The organism is Dietzia timorensis (assembly GCF_001659785.1).
In the GTDB taxonomy this organism is placed as follows: domain Bacteria; phylum Actinomycetota; class Actinomycetes; order Mycobacteriales; family Mycobacteriaceae; genus Dietzia; species Dietzia timorensis.
The window spans coordinates 147,700-168,051 of sequence record NZ_CP015961.1; the positions used below are offsets into that span (position 1 = coordinate 147,700).

Here is a 20,352-nt window from a genome sequence, read left to right on the forward strand (position 1 = left end):
ATAAGCGGGGATGTCCGGGGGCGGAGGAGAGCCGATGGCGGTAGACGATCTGCATCTGGAGTCGATGCACAATTTCCGCGACATCGCCGGACGTGGTTACGAGACCACGGACGGTCCCATGCGGCGCGGTCGCTTCTTCCGCGCGAACATCGTCGCCCCATCGGACCGGGACGCGGAGGCGCTCAGGCGCATCGGTCTCCGCACGATCGTCGACCTGCGCAGGCCCGAAGAGGTGGAAAAGAACCCGGACCACGACGTCATCGGCGCGGATTATGTGCACGTCGATGTGCTCGGGGAGTCCAGCTCGGCCGCGACGATAGTCGGCTACGACGAAGACGCGACCCCGGAGACGGCGCGGTCGGAAATGCTTCGCGTGTACCGCTCGTTCGTGGTCGACGCCGGATTCAGGGAACGGCTACGCCCGGCGTTCGAGGCGGTCGCCGCTTCGTCGGGTCCGGTAGTCGTGCATTGCACGGTGGGGAAGGACCGCACGGGATTCGTGTCCGCGGTGCTTCAGCTTCTCGCAGGTGCCGGGCGCGAGGACATTGTCGCGGACTACCTGGAGACCAACCGGCGCTCGGAGGCCTGGGTCGCGGAACTATCCGCCATGTTCCGTGAGCACGCGCCGGAGCGGGCGGACACCCTGATCGAGCTGCTCCATGCGCGCGATGAGTACATCACCACCTCTCTTGACGAGATCGAGGCCGAATACGGTTCCGCGCGCGACTACCTCGTCGACGGAGTCGGGTTGGGCGCCGCCGAGGTCGAACGCTTGCGCGCCACGCTGCTCGGCCGCGAGGGCGACTAACCTCCGTATTTTTCCTGGTCGCGCAGCGCCCGCCGAGCGAGTTGCTCGTTGGTGTGTGGGCCGAAGAGCTGCGTGCCCCAGCGCTCGTCGATACTTCGGCCTGCCGCGCCCACCGTCGCATCGAGCACCGCATCGATCTCTCCGCCGACCATTGCCGGCCCGAAGATCTCGCCCACCGCATACCCGGCTTTGTCCGCCCCGGCCAGATAGAGCCCAGAACCCAGAGTCTTTCCCACCCTCCCGGACAGTTTCGCCCCGAATGCATCCACCAATGCCTCGCCGAACGGGGACCTGTTTTCGGCCATGTCCAACATGAGGTCCCCGACGAGGATCGAGGTGCCGGTGTAGGGCGCGAGCGCGAGCCCATTTATTGCGAGCTGGGTAGCCGTCGGACCCAGTAATCCGTTCGATCCGTAGCGGTGGGGAGTGAGGTGTTTTTCGTCTCTCGCGGTTGCCAACGGCTCCGGGTTGGCCGCAGGGGGTCGCGCCGAGACGCCATCCGAATCCGCGACGAGCGTGGCGATGGCTTCGGCGTGGCGGCTGTCGGCGTCGAGCACGGCTCTCGCGGCGCGAGCGATCGACTCGGCGGCGCGTTCGGCGGCGGCGAGCCGGGAGGCGTCGGCGCCCGAATCCGAGCGCGCGGCGGCCACGGTCGACACCGTTATCGGGCCGGCCGCCGGCTGCCCGTGATCGACCGAAAAGCCTTCGGATTCGAAACCCGAAAGCACTGTCGTAAAAGTGTCGCGAGAAATGGAAATGTCCTGGTAAGCATCGTTGTAGCAGCGTCGTAACCCGAGAAATACCTTTTCGAGTACGTCGACATAACGGCGTTCGCGAACCAACGCGTTGCGCACGGCGTCGGCTGAGATGCCCGTCCACACGCCAGGCAAGCTCTCGAGCGTGGAGGCGAGGTCTTCGCGGGCGATGGCGATGTTCTCGAGGGCGGTATCGAGGGCGGCCGCCTCGTCGCGCAGGCACGTCGGCGTCCACGAGACCAGGTCTGCGAGAGCCGGGTTGTCGGCGGCGGGACTCATTCGGGGAGCGTTTCTCGCAGCAAAGTGGCGAACTCGGTGTCGGTGAGCACTAACTCGTCGACCGTCGACTGTGCGGCCGAGGCGCAGGCCTTCAGGCGTGTGGAGAGCAGCACTGCGTAGTCGGACAGGGAAATGTCCGCGTCGAGGCTGGCTTTTCCCAGGGCGCTGGCCCAGAGACCGTCGACAACGTAGCCGGCGCCCACGGACTTGACCCCGCCGAGTGCGCCGCCGGCGCCGGAAATTCCGCGCACGGCCGCGCGAATCTGCGGATAGTCGGCAGACATGGAGTCGGCAGACATGGAGTCGCCGGACGGGGAGGAGTCGGCCATGGGTGTCCTTCCGCTACGGGTACACCTATGACGACGTCGGCAGGGCGCGGGTCGGCTCCCCGACGTCAGGACTATTTGTGTGTGGTTGCAGACGGGGAGATTCGGCCGGGGCCAGGATCAGGGCAGGAAGGTAGACCCTCCCAGGCGGATGTGGGCGATGTGTGCCTCGGCGAGCACGAGGTCGATGACGATCTGCTGCGGTGCCTGAGTGACCAGGCGCGCCCACAGATCGAGCAGATCCTGGTCGAGGCCGGTCTTGAAGTAGCCGTAGGCGTGGCCGCGGGCGAGAAGGGCCAGCGAGAAGGTCAACTGCGGAATGTTCGCCCACATCGGCAGCTCGACGGCCTGCGCCGAACTGCCCTGCGCGGAGCGAGCGCGGGAACCCTTCTTCGACCGGCGCGCCCCGGAACGGCGGGTATCGACCTCGACCGTGGCGGGAAGTGCCTTGATGCGCTCGGTGATCAGGCGATACAGCGGGCGGAAGCGGCGCAGAGATTCGTACTTTCCGAGCATCCGCTCGAACTGGTCGCGCACGTATCCGGCGTTGAAGGATTGCTCGGTGCGCAGCAGCGACAGCAACCCCTCCCAGCGCGAGGATGCGTCGAGAAGCGGGCCCGGGATGGTCGGACGGGACAGCAGCATGCTGCGCAGCGTCGGATCCATCGCGGCCTGGACCTCGGGAAGACCGAGGCGCACCGAATCCTGCAGCGGATCCTCGCCGAACGCGAGAACGTTGAACAGCGAGTCGCCGCCGACCTCTCGCAGGTGGCGGGTGACCAGCGCCCTGCTCTCGCGAGGGAGCTGCTCGACGGTGGCGATGGAGATGAACAGGTCGATCCATGCCTCGCGGGTGCGCCCCGGGATGGATACCGATCGCCGCGCACCGGCGGCGGCACGGTCCCAGGGATCGCCCATCGGGGCGGCCGGCCCGATCGGCTCGTTGACCAGGCCCGACGAGATGAACGCGGCAAGCTTCTGTGACGACGGCAGCAGCGAGCGATCGAGCCCGACGAGCTCGGCGCGCGGCGCCTCCCGCAGGTGTTCGGCGAGCTCGAGGCGCTGCGGGCGGTCGGTAGAGGGGTGCAGGTTCTGCGAGAGAAGGGCCCACGCGTTCCACGACTCGGGCACCCCGTGCGGTACGAAACTCGCGGCGCCACGGCCTGCGAGGAATTGCGAGAGCAGGCCGAGGCCCGTATTGGAAAAGCGCGACGCGGTTTGCAGGGACGTCGTGCCGCGGTGGGGGAGCGGGCCGGCGGGGACCGGGTCCCACGGGTCTTCCACCGCCACATCCACGCGGAGTCGGCCGGCGCCGGACAGGGAGGAGGGGAGGGGGGCGAGGGAGTCGGTGACCGGCAGCGAGATCGCGGGCAGCCACGGCCGTTCGAGCTGCCAGACCCGGCACACGACGTCGTCGACCTCCTCGGCGCCCGTGACCCGGAAATTCTTTCCGTCGAGCGTGATGTTCTGCTCGGTGACCGCGTCGAAGCGCACGAGCGGAACCGTCCGCTTGAAGTGTCGGGTGCCTTCGGCGTCAGGATCGATGACCTGCGCCCGAAGCTCGCCGCGGCGAATGAGGCGGGCGCGCTCGGCGAAACGGCCGGCGTCGATGCGGAAGGTGCCGTCCATATCGCGATCGAAATCGGCGCGTTGGGCGGTGCGGCCGTTGTCGTCGACGAGGAGCAGCGAGATGCGCAGCGACGCGTACGGGTCTCGGACGACGAGCGTCGAATGCTCGAAATCGAACGGAGAGCGGGAGATGCACTGGTCGGACCACGCGGGCGCCATACCCTTGCTCGACATGCGGAAACGCAGGCGCGGCGGGCGGATGACGAGCGTCTCCGAGCGGGAGCCGGCGGCGACCTGAACCCGCAGGCGCCTGGTCGTCGGGCCGAATTCCAGCATGTCCGCCGACACCGACAGGGCGGCCGGTTCCGGGCCGTCCGACGGTTCGCCGTCCACCGGCTCGGAGCTGAGTTCGGCGACCGCGCGGGAGGCGCCGTCCGGGCCCGGGAGGCGCGGCGATTCGGGGAAGTGGGCGTAGAACCCCTCGGCGAGGAAGATGCGCAGGTCCACGCGGGCGTGCTCGGGCCCGTCGACGCGAATGTCGAACCCTCCGAGGATCGGCTCGGACTCGGACAGGCCGAAGAAGGAGAGAACGGCGTCGTCGAAAAGGGGGTAACCCTCGTGCTCGGACTCGGGGCAGTAGGTGCCGACGGTGTGCCACTCGGCGGTGCCGGAGCGGCGAATGCGGACGGTCCACGGGCGCGTCCCGGCAGGCAGCGGCGGCACGTCGATCCACGGACGTGCGGCGAGCACGGGTAGGCCGTCCTCACTCTCCACGCCGGTGAGCGCCTCGATCGGTTCGTCCTCGGTGTCCCAGAGCGCGGGCAGTTCGTGGCTGCCGACGCGAATCTCGTGCGCGACGCCGGCGGCATCGAGCACCACGACCTTGTCGAGGCCGTCGAGGTTCCACAACTGAAGGGTCCACTGGCCCCAACCCTCGGGGGTGTCGAGGGTCTCGAGCACCTGCGGCGCGCCCGACGAGTCGGACGTGGGCTCGTGGCCGGGCGGGACCAGCGCGAAGACCTCGCCCTGCGGGACCATCGCCGAGGTCGGTATCTGCCTGCCATCGGGCAGGAACAGCGCGACCGGGAAGTCGGTGGTGAACAGGCGGAGCTCGACCGTCGTGTGGAAGCTCGGGTGGATGACGGCGACCCTACGCGCGGGCTTGCGCAGCAGCGAGGTCTGCGTCTCGTCATCGCGCAGCGAGCGACGCGGGCGGACCGGGGTGACGTCGTCCCCGGTGGATACGATCCACGGCTCGTCCGCGCACTTGGACACCGGCGGTAGTGCGACGCACACCGCGTCGGTGCCGTCGAGCCACAGGTACGGACGCTGCATGCGGTCGGCGGCGCGGCGGCTGGCCGTGGTGCGCGTCGGCGCCGTGTCCGGCTCGGTGGCCTGGGCGCGCAGGGCGTCGAGCAGGCCCTCACGGATCATTGTCGGCAGGGCGGCCACGTCGACGTGCGCAGCGAGCGCGGAGTCACCGGGATCGCTCTCTCCGCCGTCATGGGTGGGATCCGTGCGCGGGTAGGCCTCGACGAGGTCGACCGCCTGATTGAGCATCCGCGCCGACAGCGCGGGGGCTTGCTGGAACAACAGCTGCGTGCCCGTGGGCAGCGTGCCGAAGAACTCGCGCTGGCTCGGGTCCATGAGCCACGGGTACACGTGGTGCATGGTGCGGTCGGGAACCGAGGTCGTGAACGCGGTGAGCGCGTCCACGATCTTGCCCATCGCCGACACCGGCAGCCCGGCATGGGCGACGATCAGGTCCGCGAGATGGTGCGTGTGCAGGTCGACGAACTCGGCGAGATCGAGGTCCCGAAGCGCCTGGGCGAACTCGGCTTCGAGCCCGGCCTGCATCATGCCGTAGGCGCCCGGCGTGTCCTCGGACTCGAAGAGCCCGAGCGCTTCGGCGATGGTCGGCACGAGGCCGTGATACACGTTGCGCATCGGGTCGTCGGCGATGTAGAGGCCCTTATAGGCATTGAGCGAGGCGATTCCCACGACCGTCGTCAGCGTCGCCGCCGGGTACCGTTTGACGAAATCGGCGTAGGTCTGGGGATCTGCGGGCAGGTCGCCGACGCGGGCGCCGAGCTCCGCACTCAACGTGGTGAGCTCGTCCGGGCGCAGGTCCGCGTCGATGATGAGGGTCGCGCCCTCGAGCCGCGACGTGAGCATGTGCTCCCATTCGAGCAACGTCTTCGGCATATCGGTGGCCTCTTCCGAGCCGAGGCGCGCCGCGGTGCGTTCGCTCGTTTTCCGGATGACGGCGGAGCTCACGTCCTGCGCGGGGGCCTGCGCCAGCGTCGCCGCGATGTGGGCGTCGGCCTGCGCGCGGAACGTGGCCGATTCCATCGCACGGTGCACGTTCTCGCCGAGTTCGGCGATGTAGTTGAAGCGGCGCACCTCATCGGTGGACGGCGTGTGCCCGGGGAACTCCTCCTCCCAGCGGGGGCTGTGCCACCAACTGCTGCCGAGGACGAGGCGCCAGGATTCGGCCGGATCCGGGTCGGCGAAGGTTGCCGGGTGCCGGAGCATCGCTCCTGTCAGTTCGTACTTGGCCTCGGAGAAGTGTGCCGGCGCGCCTCCGCCGCCGCGAGCGCGGTTGACCGCCCACAACATGAGGATCGCCTTTTGCGCCGAGCGCGGCCCGGTGAGGAGCTCGTCGAGCTCGCCGAGGAGGGAGCCGGCCGGGATGCCCAGCGACTCCAGCGCCTCAAGCGGCTCGGTGCCGTGGCCGAGCTCGGCCATGATCGAGTCGAAGTCGACGCCCGTGAGCATCGAGATCTCCTGCAGCGAGGAGAAGGTGTCCTCGCCGAACGACGCGGCCAGCGGCGATGCGGCGGCGCGCCTGATCTGCTCACTTGTGGCCTCGTCCGGGGCGGCGGACGGAGGGAAGACCGAGGTGCCCAGCACGGGGGCGTTGGCCTTGAGCACATTGTCGCGATCCCTGCCGAAGGCCGAGACGACCATCGCGCGGTTCTCGTTTACCGTCTTCTCGTCGGAGGGGTCCTCGAGTACACGCATCGTCCCGTCGACGACCTCGAGTCCGCAGAACTCGCGCCATGCCTCGACATCGTCGCCGTGCGGCAGCGGTACCCGAGCTTTCGCGAGCTGCTCGCGCAATTCCTCCGGCGCGGTGCTCCCGGTACGCAGCAGCTGCTGCAGCATCGAGCGTTGCGTCTCGCGCAGCGAGGCCACCGTCCAGCGTTCCCTGGGGGCACCCTTTTTGGCCTTACTGATCAACAGCCAACCGTCGGCCGCGTCGAACTCGGGGTGTAGCGCCCCAACGAGTCTGCCGAGCGCGATGCGATACTCGCGCGGCAGGCCCCAGTGCACGCCGGCGAGCAGTTCCTCGGACAGTTCCGGGACGCGGTGCGTGCTTCGCGCCCTGGAGGACAGTGGGTTCAGCTCGTTATATATGACGTCGAACAACGGAGCCAGCTCGGCGTCCGCTGCAAGGAGAGCGCCGAACGAGGAGCGCAGCTGTTCCGCGCGAGAGAGACCGCCGAGCCCGGAGGTCTGCACCCGCAGGGCACGCGGCACTCGGTTCCCGAGAATCGCCTGGTGGAGAAGGTAGGCCTCGAGAGGTGCGAGGCCGTGAAGCCAGCCGGTGATCCGGCGCGCGTAGATCGACTGCGGGGTGGGCTGCGGAACCCCATGGAGGATCGCAGACTGGACGAGAGCGCCGAGTAGGCGCGCATTGGGGACGCCGCTCGCAGAGGACGCCTTCGAGGGTGAGAGATCGGCGACGTCACCAAGCGGCACGACAGTGGGTGCGGGCGGTGCGGCGTTCTCGGATTTCGCGGCCGGGCTCGGGATGATGATCTCGATGTCCACGGGCAGCAGCGGAAACAATGTGCGCAGTGTGCTTCGCTCGTCCCGCAGGTGCGGGATGAGCGCGAGCGCGGTATCGAGAGTGGTCTCCGGACTCGTCAGCTCGACGGGTTGATCGCCGGGCGCGACACGAATGGCGCTGTGACGAGGACGAAGAGTCCCGACTGAAGGGATGATGTCGTGCCAGAGAGTCGGTGAATCGGCCCGCTCGGTGCTCTCAACCTTGGACATCGCTCCGACTTTAGTCCGATCCGGCGAACGGCGTTAAATTGACCTGCGGTCAACACGCAAATTTTTCAGTTCTCTTTCGCGAGGGCGCGTTGGATATCGTCCCGGATCGCCTCCGGTTTGGTCGCCGGGGCATACCGCGCGATGACGCTTCCGTCCCGGCCGACCAGGAACTTGGTGAAGTTCCATTTGATCTCCGCGGAGCCGGCGCGGCCGCCGAGGAGCGCACCGATCCTCCCGGGCTGCTGCGCCTTGAGCCAGGTGAACACCGGGTGCGCACCGGAGCCGTTGACGTCGGTCTTCGCGAACATCGGGAAGTCGACGCCGTAGTTGCGTGTGCACGCGGCGCCGATCTTTTCTGCGTCGTCGTGTTCCTGGCGGAACTGGCCGCTGGGAAAGCCGAGCACCGTGAACCCCTGGTCGCTCAGCTCGCTGTAGAGCTTCTGCAGGCCCTCGAACTGCGGGGTGAACCCGCATTTGGAGGCCGTGTTGACCACGAGAACGACCTTGCCGGCGTAGTCGGCGAGTTCACTGGTATCTCCGGTGAGCGTTTCCGCCTCGAATTCGAACAGGGACGTCGCCTGCTTGGGATCTGCCTGCGCCATGATGGGTCTCCTCCGGGTCGATCTCTTCGGCTGCGTGTTTCCTTGTTGTCCATAGTGCACGTAAATGCGCGAACGCCCCCGGGCCCGTGAGGGCGGGGGCGTTCGACGTTCGTGGCCGAAGCCACTCGCTAGCGCGTGAGCGCCTGCGGGAACTTAGATGCCGAGCGAGCCGAGGAAACCGGCGAAGGTGCCGATGAGGCGGCCCGGGAAGGTCGGGGCATTGTCGATCGCGGCGGAGCCGAAGTCGAGCGACGGAGCGGCGTCCGCCGAACCGGCACCGAGCTGACCGAGCGGCTCGGAGATGAGGCCATCGAGAGAACCGAAGTCCATGGGGTTTCCTTTCGTCATGGTCGATGCGACACGATCCGCGCGTGCGATTGGCAGCGTGAATTCGTTTCCACCGACCGTTGCTGTTCCGCAGGAGCCGGGAGTTCTGGGGTGATCCAGATCTCGTGCGCTTCCTACGAGACCGACAATAGCGAAGGAGTCTGTGGACGCAAGCAGAACCAGGCCCGAGAACCTCAAATGCAAAGGCGGACCTGGGTGGATTAATTTAAATTAACTCCGCATGCCTGGGGCAATTGCGCGAGTAAACGTTGTGGTGCTGCATCGTCGCCGCGTCAACAGCGTTAGCCGGGGCGGGCCGATAACTCGCAGCTTTGGACCCCGAAGCTACCGGGGTTCCTGATCAAAAACTACTCCAATCGATCCCGGTTTGGCTAGCGTTACATCGAATATTTCTTTCATGGATTCGTGGGTCGGACGCTCCCGCGCCGCCGAGCCGCCTGAAGCGCCTGAATCTATTGTCACGCAGGACTTTCTGGGCAGCCTCGGCTGCGCGGCGGCGATGTTGGCGCCGGGAGTTGCTGAATCGACCCTGGGGCCTAGCGGGCCGGGACGCCCTCGCGGTTCGATTCCGGCACCGTCTCCTCGTGGTGCTCGAGGTGGGCGAAGAGGCCTCGGGTGCCGAACAGCAGCGCGATCGCGAGAACGAGAACCACCGCGGCGGTCCAGTACGGCGCGGGCGCGCCGACCCAGTCGGCGATCTCGCCGGCGAGCCAGGCCGCGAACGCGCCGCCCATGAACCGGACACCGGAGTACGTCGAGCTCGCCACCGCGCGCGGCAGGTCCGTCGCGTTCATGGAGGTCTCGGTGAGTGCCGTATTGAGTACGCCGAGGCATCCGCCGCCGACGATAACGCCGACGATGAGACCCGGCAGGCTCGAGATGACCAACGCCATGGCCGCGAGCGTGAGCGCGAAGATGCCCATCGTGCCGAGCATCGTTCGCAAGAGGCCGAAGGCTTCGATCAAGCGGGGCGCGAGGAAGACCGACGTCAGCGCAACGGCCAGGCCCCACCCGAAGAACACGAACCCGAGTTGAAGCGCGCCGAAACTCATCCCTGCCTCGGAGGCGGCGTCGTGGATGGGGAAGGGGCTGTAGGCGAGGAGGGAGAAGAAGGCGAAGTTATAGAGCACGGCGATGATGCTCAGCGCGGCGAGCGTCGGGTTACGCAGCGCCACGAACGGCTCGAGTAGGTGCACCTTGTGTTCGGGCTTCGGCACCTTGGGCAGCAACACGATGATGCCGATGAACCCGATGGTCATGAGCGCCGCGGTGCCGAAGAACGGCCCGCGCCACGAGATCTCGCCGAGCAGTCCGCCGAGCAGCGGGCCGACGGCGAGGCCGAGGCCGAGCGCGGCCTCGTAGAGGATGATCGCGCCCGACACCCCGCCGGTGGCGGCCGAGATGATCGCCGCCAGCGCCGTGGAGACGAAGAGCGCGTTGCCCAGCCCCCATCCGCCGCGGAGGCCGATGATCGCGTTGACGTCATTGGACAGTCCGCACAGTGCCGCGAAGACGACCACGAGTCCGATGCCGATGAGCAGCGTGTTCTTCGCGCCGATTCGGCTCGACACCCAGCTGGTGAAGAACATGCAGATGCCGGTGATGAATAGGTAACTGGTGAACAGCAACATCGCCTGGCTTGGTGACGCTTCGAGGGATTTGCTGATCTCGGGGAGGATCGGGTCGACCAATCCGATGCCCATGAATGCGATGGTCGCCGCGAATGCGACTGCCCACACCGCGCGCGGCTGCTTGAGGAGTCCGCCCGGGCTCGCCTGTTCTTCTGTGTCTATTTCACTGTCTATTTCACTCATCTTGTCCGCCCCTTTTGTCGAAAGTATTACGCAATCCGTTAAGAATCATTTATGACGTCGGAGGTCCGTTTTCGCTACGACCGCCTTCGTTCTCGGATCCCTCCGCGCGAAGCATTCGCGAAATTGCCCTACTCGCCACCTGCAGCGCTTCTATTTCCTCGTCGGTTAATTGCTCGAAAAGCGGGATCAGTCGATCGCCGGCGTCGGTGCGCAGATCCGCGAGGAAATCTCGGCCTTTGTCGGTGAGCCGCACGCGTTTCGCGCGTTTATCGGTCGAGTCCGAGGTGGATTCGGCGAGTCCGTCGGCGGTAATTCTGCGCAGAACCGCCGTCGCAGCAGGCTGGGAGAGCCGATCGAGTCTCGCGAACTCGGTGACTCGGAGGGCGCCGAATTGTTCGAGCAACGACAGCGCGCGCCATGTAGCCGCGGTCGTGTCGTTGGGTGAGTTCTGGCGCTGGAAGCGGCTGAACCGCGCTGCCACGACCGTGAGGTCGATCGCAATTTCCTGGAGCTTTGAACGGGGGTTGGTCACCCCGCCATAATACATAGATCACTTATGTATGTGAAGTCCTGCCGCAGTGTGGTCTCGCTTGGGTAGATGTTAGAAGAATAAGAAATTTCTTTTTTCACTATTGTGATAGCCCTTGGATTGTTTAAATCAATAAATCGAGGCAGCCGGAAAAAGGGTGGAAATTCGACACCTGATTTGACAATCATCGGCAGGTAACGCAATTTGTGCATAATGAATTCGACAGGGGCGAATGCCCGCCCCGCGAATCTCCTGCAAGAAACGACAGAATTCTGGAGTCATGCCATGGCACGACAGATCAATATCGAGTTGATTGACGACATTGACGGAACGGCGCTCGGCGAAGAGGGCGTGACCATCTATTTCGGTCTCAACGGCACCGATTACAGCATCGACCTTTCCAAGGAGAACGCCGATGAGTTTTACGGCGTGCTCGACCCGTATGTACGCAATGCACAAAAAGTGAGCGCGAATTCCCGTCGCGGCGGCGGAAAGTCGCGTGCGGAAAAGGGAACGGATTCGAAGGCAGTTCGTGATTGGGCGCGCGAGAACGGTTACGACGTGTCGGACCGTGGGCGTATTCCCGCCGACATCCTCCGGGCGTTCGCCGCGGCGCACTAGCCGCTGTATTTTCGGAACCTGAGACGTTAACGGCGTCAAGGGGCTTCCCGGGACGTGAAGAGGGGGTGGGCACCAGATGGTGCCCACCCCCTCTTCGTGTTCGCGTCTGCGACTAGGCCATCGGCGTGCGGAGGGCGGAAAGGGTCTCGGCGAACCATGTGGTGCGTACGCCCTTGAGGTTGTCGCCGTCGAGGGCGGTGGCCGGTGCCGCGCGCTTGACGCACTCCTCGACAAGGGCGGACTCGCTCGCGACCCCGTCGACGATCCCGGCGGCACGGGCGTCCTCCGCGCCGAAACGGTGCGAAGTGAACATGGCCAGCCGCGAGGTCTGCGGCGGGAGGGCCGAGGTGACCAGCGAATGCATACCGGGTGGGAACGGCATCGAGCGTGCGACCTCCGGCAGGCACCAGAAGCCACGGTCGTCCCGCATGAGACGCACGTCGTGGCACAGCGTGAGCATCGCACCCGCACCGAAAGCATGTCCGTTGATCGCGGCGACCGTCGTCATCGGCAGTTCGATGACACGGGCGAAGACCTCGTGGACCCGATCGATATACGGGGCGAGCGCGCCCTCGGTGCCCCACGCGTACTCGACATCGAGCCCGTTGGAGTAGAACTTTCCGGCACCGGTGGTGACGAGCGCCGCCGGACCGCTCGCGGCCTCGAGTTCGTCGAGGCAGCCCTCGAGTGAGTCGAGGAAATCCCGGGAGAACACGTTGTCCGGCGCCTGTTCGGGGTCGTCGGGTTGAGAGAAGCGCAGCAGATAGACGTCGTCGATCTTTTCGAGTTGAGGCATGGTGCCCAGTCTAGAACCGAACTCCGCGCTCCTCCCGGCGTGGCGGACCGACGGCGTCGTAACAACGTCATACGCTGTGCTGCGTGTCCCGAAATGTTGCCTATGACGATGCCCTCCGCCGCGGAATCCTCACCGAAGCCTCCGAGCGAATGCGCGATGCGGGTCCGGAAGGTCTGAGCCTGCGCTCGCTGGCCACGAGCCAGGGAACATCGACCACCGCCGTGTACACGATGTTCGGCGGCAAGAACGGGCTGCTCGCCGCGGTCGGCGCCGACGCTGATTCCGAGCTCGCCGCCGCGCAGCGCCAGGTCCTCGGCGGCCGCGGTCCGCTGGAGGATCTGCGCATGCTCGCCCGCGCCTACCGCCTCTGGGCGGTATCGAATCCCGGCCTCTACGATCTGGTGATCCGCGAGCGCCACACCCCGCACGACGCCCTCCTCGAGGTCGTCGACGCACTGGTGGACGAGGGCATCTTCCGCAACGCGCCGATCGTCGATGTCGCCTCCTCGGTGTGGGCCTCGCTCCACGGGATCGTCGCCCTCGAGATCGCCGCATGGCCCGGCGCCCCGAGCTCGGAGACGTACTTCGAGATGCAGGTCACCGCGGTTATGCGCTCGTGGCTTCTCGATGCCTCCGCGGCAGACCGCCTCTCCGATTCGCGGGCGGGGTGAGGCGTTGATGGCATCCCCGCAGCGTTCCGTCGCGACCTTCCTTCGCCGGCACGGCATGGCCAGTGCGCTCGCGGGCATGGGAATCCTGCATTTCGCGAAGCCCAAGCCGTTCGACGGGCTGATCCCGCCGGAGCTGCCCGGTAACCCGCGGACGTGGACCTACGGGTCCGGGGTGGCCGAGCTCGGCGTCGCCGGACTGCTCGCGAATCCGCGCACGCGCCGGGCGGGCGCGCTCTCCGCCGTCATCCTCTTTATCGGGGTGTTCCCGGGGAATATCCATATGGTCCGCGCGTGGAAACGCAAGCCGGTGTGGCCGTGGAAGGTGATCGCGTGGGCGAGGCTGCCGCTGCAGCTGCCGATGATCGGCGCAGCGTGGAGTATCTACAAGGCAGAAAAACGCCGCGATGAGCGCGGGCGGGCCCGGTAGCTTTCGCGACGCCGTGTCGGAGCGGCGCGATAGTATGGCGCCCATGAGCGATTTCGCGTTCCACGAGCTAGACGGTTCCCACTACATTCCGCAAAAGGTCGCCACGAGCGCGTGGAAGAGCACCGACATCTCCGGACCGGCAGTCGTCGGCGCGGTCGCCCGGTCGCTGGAAGTCGAGACGGGTGTAGAGGAAATGCAGCCAACGCGGCTGACGGTCGACCTGTTCCGCCCCGTGCAGAGCGAACCATTCGAGGTGCGCACGTCGGTGGTGCGCGACGGCAACCGCATCCGCGTGTCCGAGGCGGAGCTCGTCCAGGGCGGCGAGACGAAAACCCGCGCGACGCTCGTGCAACTGCGGCGCGCAGAAAACCCCGCAGGCCAGGCCTGGGTTCCGGAAAAAGATCGCCCGATCCCGCCGCGCTTTATCGGGGAAACGATGCCCGAGCTGCAATTTCCCATGTACTTCACCGAGAGTTCCGGTTGGAGCGACGACATGTCGGCCCACCAGAACGACCAGCGCAAGGCCTATTGGTTCCGGCCGATCCCGGTCGTGTCCGGGGAGGACGCGAGCCCGTTCCAGCGCGCCGCGATCGTCAGTGAGGGCACGAGCCTGATCACGAACTGGGGCTCGGAGGGCATCGGCTTCATCAACGCCGACCTCACGCTGTCCATCGCCAGGTTGCCGCGCTCGGAGGACCTCGGAATGCAGGCCGACATGCACGTCGAGGCCGACGGCATCTCGGTGGGCAACACCGCGCTGTACGACCGCGACGGCGTGATCGGCTTCGGCGCGGTCGTCGCGGTGTCCAACGCGAAGCGGCAAATCGATTGGTCGAGCCGCACGATCACCGCGGAAGGCGTCGAGACCGACGGCCGCAACGCGTAAGGATTCTCATGGCGCGGCGTGTGTGGGTGGACGACGATCCCTTCGCCCCGCGCGACGGTTCCGCCGGACCTCGTACCGCGCCCGGCGGCTCGCAGCTCCTCGTGCGCCGCATATCCCTGCAGGATGACGCCGCAGTGCACCTCCGCGGAGGCGCCGCGCCTTCCGGGGAAACCCAGGACCCGTGGCCGCTGTCCGTGCCCGCCATCGCAGACCTGGGCGTCCGCGGGCTGGCGCTGAACACCGCGATAACGGTGTTGGTCGGCGACAACGGCTCCGGGAAATCGACGTTGGTAGAGGCCCTCGCGGAGGCCTGGGGATTCGACATGCGCGGCGGTCACGGCGCCCGCCGCTACGCCCCACTGGAGTACGAGCCGAGCGCGCTTGCCGGCGTTATGACGCTCGAATACTCCGCCCGCGGCCTGTCGATCCAGGGCTCCGGCGGCGCGCCCGGGTTCTTCCTCCGAGCCGAATCCATCAAGGACGTGCTCGAAGAGATGAGCGGGTCCGGCATGCATCCACCGGTTCCCGGCTACGGGGAGGTGCCGCTGCGCGAGCGAAGCCACGGAGAGGGGTACCGTCAGGTGCTATCGGGTCGCTTCCGAGGGCCGGGACTGTATCTGCTCGACGAGCCGGAGACAGCCTTGACCTTCGAGGCGACGATAGAGCTGGTAGACGCGCTGCGGCGCGTGGTTCGCGAAGGCGGGCAGGTCATCTGCGCCACGCACTCGCCGATCCTCGCGGCACTTCCGGAGGCGGAGCTCCTCGAGCTCGGCCCGCACGGGATCCGTTCCCGCGAATGGGGCGAGCTCGACATGGTGCGCACGTGGCGCGCCTTTTTCGACGGGCCGGAGCGGTTCCTCGGCAGGTGAGGCCTGCTGAGTGCCCGCAGCGAACCGGCACGAGGCACCCGGGAGGAGGGGCAGCGATGACACGAGCGGGAACGTCCGCGCGCTCGGCCGCACCCGGAACATGGACCGCCGTGGCGCTGGTGGCCGCGGGCACGGTTGTCGGAGCGGCGGCGCGCGCCGGGGTCGGTCCCATCTTCGGCCAGCCGCACACGGTCGGCGGGATGTCGACGATCCTCGCCGTCAACCTTGCAGGCGCGCTGATACTCGGGATCATCACCGAGCTGTGCGTGGGCGGCCGCCGCTGGCAACCGATCACCAAACTCGCCGCGGGCACCGGCTTCTGCGGCGGATTCACCACCTATTCGACGTTTGCCGTCGACGTGGCGCTCGTCGGCAGCCACGGCCCCGCCGAGGTCGTCCTGCTCTACCTCGCCGCGACACTGTTCTTCGGGCCGCCCGCGGCGCTCTGCGGGATCGCCCTCGGCGGGTGGCTACGACCCCGCGTTCTCGACCGGGACAAAACGGAAGGGAGCGCTGGATGACGGCGGTGTTCTTCGTTCTCGCGGCGGCCCTCGGCGGCGGCGCACGGTATCTTCTCGACTCCTCCGTCAAGAATCGGCTGTCCCCGACCGGGCCCGCCGGCGTCCTGGCCGTCAACGTGCTGGGGTCCGCGCTGTTCGGCGTCGCGACCGGTTTGCTCGACGGCGACACGATCGGCTACGCCGAATGGAGCGTGCTCGCAGGGTTCTGCGGCGCTTTCACGACCTACTCAACGGCCGCCGTCGAGGTGGCATATCTGTTCCGCGGGCGGCGCTGGGCGCTGGGCCTCGCGTACTGGCTGGGCATGGCGGTGGCGTGTATCGGCGTCGCATGGCTCGGGTTCGTAGGGGCCCGGTAGTCGCTCCGACTCCGAGACGGAAGCGGTCAATACAGCGCAGTATCCCCGCCAGCTATTGAGGTGGAAAGTCGACTCGTTCGACTTCGTTGCCACCGCTTGGCGAGCCGCCAAGCGCCGGGCCGAACATGCGAACCAGTTGAACCAAGGACATTGCCAGGAACGCATAGCCGAAAATCGAGTACGACCAGTTGGAGTGGGTCGTGGCTTCGAGGCGCGGTTCGTCCAGAGTTCGGTAGCTACATTTCAAGCCGAGTGGGAAGAGCTCGACTTCGCTGTCCCAATCGATATTGGAACCGAAGTATTCCTCACCACGTGGGCCCCAGCGCGATGCCGGAATCCCCGGGATGTGCCCGGAATCGCGTTGGGCGCAGGTGTAACCAGGGAAGTCGTTGTAGTCGTCGAGCATCGATGCTCCGCGTACCCCGATAGCGGCAAATGCCGAACCCGCGGCGGAGATCAAGCAGGCCCACCGACGCGTCGTCCTACGAAAAGCCAGTACCGAGGTCGCGAACGCGCCCAACCAGCCGAAGAAGACGATCGAAAGGATGAGTATGAAAAGTAGAGCCAATAGAGTTCGCCACCTCCCCGCGCGACTCGAAGTCGAAAGGCGAGTTTAGCTCCTCGGAGTGCTCGAGGACACGGCATCGACGATTGCCGCGACCACCGGTTTCGGATTCGCGAACAGCGCTCCGTGCCCGCCGGGTAGCGAGACGAGATCGACCCAGTCGTCGCCACCGAGAGTCTCGGCCGCGCGCTCTGCCGGCGCTCCCGCGGGCATGTGCAGGTCGCCGTGGAAGCTGAGGAGCGTGAAGCTCGGGCGGGGTGCCATCTCGGGCAACTCCGGGCGCTCTGCGGTGCCGGTGATCCACGCGCCGACCGCCTGGCCCTGGCCCTCGCGGGCGTGCGGCGCCGACCAAGCGGCCGATTGGAAATCGAGCACCTCCCACCAGGTCTTCGCGAGCGCTGGGCGCTGCGTGAGTGCTTCGGTGTCGAGCGTGGTGACGAAGGTGGTGAACTTCTCGAACGCCTCAAGGGCCTGCGGGTTGTCGCCGATCGCGAGGCGCGTCTCGCGGGCCGCGCGAGAGACCTCGGCCGCCTGGTTGTGGCCGCCGACGAGCACCGCGTGGGCGACGCGGCCCGGGTGGGTGCGGGCGAGGAGTTCGGCGGTGAACCCGCCGAGCGAATACCCCACGACCGTGACCGACTCGTGCCAGCCGAGGTGGTCGAGCACGGACACCGCGTCGGCGACCATGTCCTCGAGGGACCAGGGGAGCGCGGGCGCCGAGGACGGCACGATCCCGCGGGACGCATAGGCGACGACCTCGTAGTCCGCGGCCGCCAGCGCTTTCTCCACCGGACGCCAAGTGTCGATCGTCTGGCCGGTTCCACCGATGAGAAGGACGCGAGGCGCGGAACCGCCCGAGGAGGTGCCGGCTCCGCCGTCATACCCGGGGTTGTTGTGCGGGGTGGGAAGAGAACGCCGAAGCCCCACCTCCCAACTGCCGAGCTGGGGGTGGGGCACGGTTTCGACGGTGATGTCCTTGGCGCTCATGGTCGCCAGGATATCTGCGGTGGACCCTCTAACGTGAGGGCGCCATGTCGTCCTCGTGGTCCGAGGAGTGCGCCTTCGCGGACATCATGTCCTTCTGCGACTTCTTGTCCTTCGGCTCGGCGCCGAGGAGCGCCTCGCGGTAGGTCATCTTGCGAGAGGTCTGCATGAGCGAGCGGCGGTAGATAAGGTCGCTGATCGCGATGATGATCGCCGTGGCGATGACCGTGATGACCAGCGCGATCGCGGCCTCCCACCATTCGGCGGTACCCGAGGCGAGGCGCACCGGCATGAGGATCGACGAGGCAACGGGGAAGTAGGAGAAGACCGTCTGGAACGTTCCGGTCGCGAAGATCGAGCCGAAGAACGCGATCATCACGATCATCATCAGCGGGGAAGTGGTGGACTGCAGGTCCTCGGCCCGCGAGGCCAGGGCGCCCGCTGCGGCGAAGAGAGCCGCGACCGCCGTGAATCCGAAGATGAAGAACACTACGTACCAGCCTGCCGCGGGTGCGAGAGCGGTGAGGATTGTTGAGTATTCGGTGAAGGAGACTCCGATCAGCCCGATGATGGCGAGCAGGGCGACCTGTGCGGTGGCGAGGATCGTCATGCCGACGATCTTGCCGACGAGGATCTCCCGGATCGGGACGGCGGCGGCGAGGATCTCGACGATGCGCGACTGCTTCTCCTCGACGACCGAGCTGGATATGGCGTAGCCGAAGGTCATCACGCCGAAGTAGAAGAGGAAGCCAAAGACCATCGCGGCGAGGTAGCGCATCGCCTCGGGCGGGAGGGAATCCTCGTCGCCGGGGGAGAGAAGTCGCTCGGTCGGGGCGGTGCCGTTCTGTAGATCTGCCATCGACGTGCCCGCAGCGGCCGCGTTCTCTTCCATGCCCATTTGGGCGACGACGGCCGTGAGGGTAGAGGAGACCGAGGACGGGACTTCGCGGTCGCCGACGATCTCCCATCCGCCCGGCGTATGGATGAGCCCGGCGGCGGCTTCGCCGTCGCGGACCGCGGCCTCGAGGGCCTCGGTGCTGTCGACGCCCAGGACCTCGAACTCTTCGTTGCCGAGCATCGCGGCGTTCGGCTGAATCGTGCTCACGGCCTGGCCATCAGTATCGTCCTCGGCTTCCTGCTGCTGAGCGATCGATTCGACGACCTGCCGGGACTGCGAGTCCACCACGGCGATGGTCTCGGTGGAGGTGCGGTTGGACATGAAAATGCTGATGCCGATGGACACGGCCATGACGCCGATGATGAGGAGCGTCGAGAGAATGAAGTTCTTGTCCCGCAGTTTGACTGCGATCTCGCGGCTCGCGACTGTCATCCAGGCGCGCTGGCCGCCTGTGGCGTTTTCCGCTGCATCGGTGGGAGCTTGCTGTTGGTAGGCGGGAGTACTCACTTGGACACCTCGCGGTAGATCTCGGAGAGGGACGGGACGAGTTCGGCGAATTCGACGACCGAGCCGCGGCTGATCGCCTCGCCGAGGAGACGGTCGGCTTCGGCCTGGTCGGCGAGGTCGAGGATCGCGGTATCGCCGGCGACGTCGAGCACGGAAACCTGCGCATCGCGCACCCAGCCGACGTCGGTGTTCATCCGCAGGCGGTGGCGGATGCGGCCGGAGCGCTGCAGGGACTCGCGCGAACCGCTGGCCACGACGCGCCCGCGCGAGAGCACGGTGAGGTTGTCGCAGAGCCGCTCGACGAGTTCGAGCTGGTGGGAGGAGAACAGGATCGGCACGCCACGCGCGTTGTACTCGCGCAGCAGGTCTGCCATCGAGTCGACGGCGTCGGGGTCGAGGCCGGAGAACGGCTCGTCGAGGACGAGGAAGTCGGGCCGGCCGATCACGGCGACGGCGATCTGCACGCGCTGCTGGTTGCCGAGCGACAGCGAGTCGAGCATGTCGTCCTGGCGGTCGGCGAGATTGAAGCGCTCGAGCAGCTCGATGCCGTCGCGTTTGGCGGCGGCCCCGTCGCGGCCGAAGAGCTTGCCGAAGTAGACGATCTGCTCCAACACCTTCTGCCGCGGGTACAGCCCGCGCTCTTCGGGCATGTACCCGAAGCCGCGGCGGATCTCGCGGTTGGTCGGGCTGCCATTCCACAACACCTGGCCGGCGTCGGGGCTCAGCACGCCCATGATCATCCGCATCGTGGTGGTTTTGCCTGCACCGTTGCCGCCGACGAAGCCCGTCATCCCGGCCGGGACATCGAAGCTGATGTCCTGCACCGCGCGGGTGTTTCCGAACGACTTGGTGAGCCCTTGCACGCTCAACATGCGCTGCTCCTTGCGTCGTAGCCTTTGTGGTCCGCTTGTCTGCGACCCCGGCCGCCCTTTGCGACCCTTGGCTATAAAGCTATGCGCTGCAGGAGCTATGCGGATCCGTCCTCAGGCGGGTCTTTCTAGGAGCTCGAAGCTCCTCCCTCCGCGGTACGTCCGCCGTTCCTCCCCCTTGAGTAGGAGGCAGACTGCGGGGTTTCTCCCACGTGACGGTGGTTCGTCCGTCTTGACGCCGCTTTGAAAGTGGCGTGAAGACATCGCAAGTGCGGTCACGTCGCGAG

20 protein-coding genes are annotated in these 20,352 nt (G+C 66.7%); 8 read left to right on the forward strand and 12 right to left on the reverse strand.

What is annotated here, in order from left to right:
* The first annotated feature begins 34 nt into the window (after nt 1–34).
* Nucleotides 35–808: a tyrosine-protein phosphatase gene (locus BJL86_RS00700; protein ID WP_197487600.1), complete on the forward strand. Its 774-nt coding sequence runs from the start codon at nt 35–37 to the stop codon at nt 806–808.
* Here BJL86_RS00700 and BJL86_RS00705 read toward each other — a convergent pair.
* The 7 genes from BJL86_RS00705 to BJL86_RS00730 all read right to left on the reverse strand — a co-directional run bounded on the left by BJL86_RS00705 (nt 805) and on the right by BJL86_RS00730 (nt 11,098).
* Nucleotides 805–1,842 (reverse strand): hypothetical protein, encoded by a 1,038-nt coding sequence (locus BJL86_RS00705; protein WP_067475376.1) that lies wholly within the window; start codon nt 1,840–1,842, stop codon nt 805–807. The genes BJL86_RS00700 and BJL86_RS00705 overlap by 4 nt on opposite strands.
* Nucleotides 1,839–2,171 carry a hypothetical protein gene (locus BJL86_RS00710; protein WP_067475373.1) on the reverse strand — a complete coding sequence of 111 codons (333 nt, stop codon included), beginning with the start codon at nt 2,169–2,171 and terminating at the stop codon, nt 1,839–1,841. The genes BJL86_RS00705 and BJL86_RS00710 overlap by 4 nt, the downstream gene beginning before the upstream one ends.
* A gap of 117 nt (nt 2,172–2,288) precedes the next feature.
* Complete coding sequence (locus tag BJL86_RS00715; RefSeq protein WP_067475371.1) at nt 2,289–7,802, reverse strand: hypothetical protein; 5,514 nt, start codon at nt 7,800–7,802, stop codon at nt 2,289–2,291.
* 65 nt (nt 7,803–7,867) lie between these two features.
* Nucleotides 7,868–8,404: a glutathione peroxidase gene (locus tag BJL86_RS00720; protein WP_067475368.1), complete on the reverse strand. Its 537-nt coding sequence runs from the start codon at nt 8,402–8,404 to the stop codon at nt 7,868–7,870.
* A 153-nt stretch (nt 8,405–8,557) separates the two neighbouring features.
* Complete coding sequence (locus BJL86_RS16895) at nt 8,558–8,734, reverse strand: hypothetical protein (protein ID WP_156515336.1); 177 nt, start codon at nt 8,732–8,734, stop codon at nt 8,558–8,560.
* Between the two features lie 554 nt (nt 8,735–9,288).
* Nucleotides 9,289–10,566 (reverse strand): MFS transporter, encoded by a 1,278-nt coding sequence (locus tag BJL86_RS00725; protein WP_067475365.1) that lies wholly within the window; start codon nt 10,564–10,566, stop codon nt 9,289–9,291.
* Between the two features lie 49 nt (nt 10,567–10,615).
* Nucleotides 10,616–11,098, reverse strand: coding sequence for a MarR family winged helix-turn-helix transcriptional regulator (locus BJL86_RS00730; protein WP_197487599.1), 483 nt, complete (start codon nt 11,096–11,098; stop codon nt 10,616–10,618).
* 282 nt (nt 11,099–11,380) lie between these two features.
* Between BJL86_RS00730 and BJL86_RS00735 the strand changes: the two genes are divergently transcribed.
* Nucleotides 11,381–11,716: a histone-like nucleoid-structuring protein Lsr2 gene (locus BJL86_RS00735; protein WP_067475362.1), complete on the forward strand. Its 336-nt coding sequence runs from the start codon at nt 11,381–11,383 to the stop codon at nt 11,714–11,716.
* Between the two features lie 112 nt (nt 11,717–11,828).
* On the opposite strand, the gene BJL86_RS00740 is transcribed toward BJL86_RS00735, so the two are convergent.
* The gene (locus BJL86_RS00740; RefSeq protein ID WP_067475359.1) at nt 11,829–12,512 is read right to left on the reverse strand and encodes an enoyl-CoA hydratase/isomerase family protein; all 684 of its coding nucleotides are present in this window, start codon (nt 12,510–12,512) and stop codon (nt 11,829–11,831) included.
* An 83-nt stretch (nt 12,513–12,595) separates the two neighbouring features.
* Between BJL86_RS00740 and BJL86_RS00745 the strand changes: the two genes are divergently transcribed.
* Genes BJL86_RS00745 through BJL86_RS00770 form a run of 6 tightly spaced genes read left to right on the forward strand, consistent with a single transcriptional unit; the run spans nt 12,596 to nt 16,242 of the window.
* On the forward strand, nt 12,596–13,183 hold the full coding sequence (locus tag BJL86_RS00745; RefSeq protein ID WP_231887237.1) for a TetR/AcrR family transcriptional regulator: 588 nt from the start codon (nt 12,596–12,598) through the stop codon (nt 13,181–13,183).
* A 7-nt stretch (nt 13,184–13,190) separates the two neighbouring features.
* Entirely contained in the window at nt 13,191–13,610 is a 420-nt protein-coding gene (locus tag BJL86_RS00750) for a DoxX family protein (RefSeq protein ID WP_067475354.1), read from the forward strand.
* Between the two features lie 43 nt (nt 13,611–13,653).
* On the forward strand, nt 13,654–14,496 hold the full coding sequence (locus BJL86_RS00755; protein WP_067475394.1) for a thioesterase family protein: 843 nt from the start codon (nt 13,654–13,656) through the stop codon (nt 14,494–14,496).
* An 8-nt stretch (nt 14,497–14,504) separates the two neighbouring features.
* Nucleotides 14,505–15,365 (forward strand): AAA family ATPase, encoded by an 861-nt coding sequence (locus BJL86_RS00760; RefSeq protein WP_082908558.1) that lies wholly within the window; start codon nt 14,505–14,507, stop codon nt 15,363–15,365.
* A 56-nt stretch (nt 15,366–15,421) separates the two neighbouring features.
* Complete coding sequence (locus tag BJL86_RS00765; RefSeq protein ID WP_067475351.1) at nt 15,422–15,886, forward strand: fluoride efflux transporter FluC; 465 nt, start codon at nt 15,422–15,424, stop codon at nt 15,884–15,886.
* Nucleotides 15,883–16,242 carry a fluoride efflux transporter FluC gene (locus tag BJL86_RS00770; RefSeq protein WP_067475349.1) on the forward strand — a complete coding sequence of 120 codons (360 nt, stop codon included), beginning with the start codon at nt 15,883–15,885 and terminating at the stop codon, nt 16,240–16,242. Before BJL86_RS00765 ends, BJL86_RS00770 begins: the two co-directional genes overlap by 4 nt.
* 52 nt (nt 16,243–16,294) lie before the next feature.
* On the opposite strand, the gene BJL86_RS00775 is transcribed toward BJL86_RS00770, so the two are convergent.
* The 4 genes from BJL86_RS00775 to BJL86_RS00790 form a co-directional block, all read right to left on the reverse strand.
* Nucleotides 16,295–16,648 carry a hypothetical protein gene (locus BJL86_RS00775; RefSeq protein ID WP_156515335.1) on the reverse strand — a complete coding sequence of 118 codons (354 nt, stop codon included), beginning with the start codon at nt 16,646–16,648 and terminating at the stop codon, nt 16,295–16,297.
* A 207-nt stretch (nt 16,649–16,855) separates the two neighbouring features.
* Nucleotides 16,856–17,794, reverse strand: a complete 939-nt coding sequence (locus tag BJL86_RS00780; protein ID WP_067475343.1) for an alpha/beta fold hydrolase — start codon at nt 17,792–17,794, stop codon at nt 16,856–16,858.
* 28 nt (nt 17,795–17,822) lie between these two features.
* A complete protein-coding gene (locus BJL86_RS00785) occupies nt 17,823–19,196 on the reverse strand; it encodes an ABC transporter permease (protein ID WP_231887236.1) in 1,374 nt (457 codons plus the stop codon).
* Nucleotides 19,193–20,068 (reverse strand): ABC transporter ATP-binding protein, encoded by an 876-nt coding sequence (locus BJL86_RS00790; protein WP_067475335.1) that lies wholly within the window; start codon nt 20,066–20,068, stop codon nt 19,193–19,195. The genes BJL86_RS00785 and BJL86_RS00790 overlap by 4 nt, the downstream gene beginning before the upstream one ends.
* Nucleotides 20,069–20,352: the final 284 nt, after the last annotated feature.

What these genes read in the sequence shown, in the direction of transcription:
- BJL86_RS00765 (WP_067475351.1), top strand. Translation starts at nt 15,422, where the DNA reads ATGACACGAGCGGGAACGTCCGCGCGCTCGGCCGCACCCGGAACATGG.
- BJL86_RS00755 (WP_067475394.1), top strand. Translation starts at nt 13,654, where the DNA reads ATGAGCGATTTCGCGTTCCACGAGCTAGACGGTTCCCACTACATTCCG.
- BJL86_RS00780 (WP_067475343.1), bottom strand. Translation starts at nt 17,794, where the DNA reads ATGAGCGCCAAGGACATCACCGTCGAAACCGTGCCCCACCCCCAGCTC.
- BJL86_RS16895 (WP_156515336.1), bottom strand. Translation starts at nt 8,734, where the DNA reads ATGGACTTCGGTTCTCTCGATGGCCTCATCTCCGAGCCGCTCGGTCAG.
- BJL86_RS00720 (WP_067475368.1), bottom strand. Translation starts at nt 8,404, where the DNA reads ATGGCGCAGGCAGATCCCAAGCAGGCGACGTCCCTGTTCGAATTCGAG.
- BJL86_RS00775 (WP_156515335.1), bottom strand. Translation starts at nt 16,648, where the DNA reads ATGCTCGACGACTACAACGACTTCCCTGGTTACACCTGCGCCCAACGC.
- BJL86_RS00710 (WP_067475373.1), bottom strand. Translation starts at nt 2,171, where the DNA reads ATGGCCGACTCCTCCCCGTCCGGCGACTCCATGTCTGCCGACTCCATG.
- BJL86_RS00735 (WP_067475362.1), top strand. Translation starts at nt 11,381, where the DNA reads ATGGCACGACAGATCAATATCGAGTTGATTGACGACATTGACGGAACG.
- BJL86_RS00750 (WP_067475354.1), top strand. Translation starts at nt 13,191, where the DNA reads ATGGCATCCCCGCAGCGTTCCGTCGCGACCTTCCTTCGCCGGCACGGC.
- BJL86_RS00725 (WP_067475365.1), bottom strand. Translation starts at nt 10,566, where the DNA reads ATGAGTGAAATAGACAGTGAAATAGACACAGAAGAACAGGCGAGCCCG.
- BJL86_RS00770 (WP_067475349.1), top strand. Translation starts at nt 15,883, where the DNA reads ATGACGGCGGTGTTCTTCGTTCTCGCGGCGGCCCTCGGCGGCGGCGCA.
- BJL86_RS00700 (WP_197487600.1), top strand. Translation starts at nt 35, where the DNA reads ATGGCGGTAGACGATCTGCATCTGGAGTCGATGCACAATTTCCGCGAC.
- BJL86_RS00740 (WP_067475359.1), bottom strand. Translation starts at nt 12,512, where the DNA reads ATGCCTCAACTCGAAAAGATCGACGACGTCTATCTGCTGCGCTTCTCT.
- BJL86_RS00760 (WP_082908558.1), top strand. Translation starts at nt 14,505, where the DNA reads ATGGCGCGGCGTGTGTGGGTGGACGACGATCCCTTCGCCCCGCGCGAC.
- BJL86_RS00790 (WP_067475335.1), bottom strand. Translation starts at nt 20,068, where the DNA reads ATGTTGAGCGTGCAAGGGCTCACCAAGTCGTTCGGAAACACCCGCGCG.
- BJL86_RS00705 (WP_067475376.1), bottom strand. Translation starts at nt 1,842, where the DNA reads ATGAGTCCCGCCGCCGACAACCCGGCTCTCGCAGACCTGGTCTCGTGG.
- BJL86_RS00715 (WP_067475371.1), bottom strand. Translation starts at nt 7,802, where the DNA reads ATGTCCAAGGTTGAGAGCACCGAGCGGGCCGATTCACCGACTCTCTGG.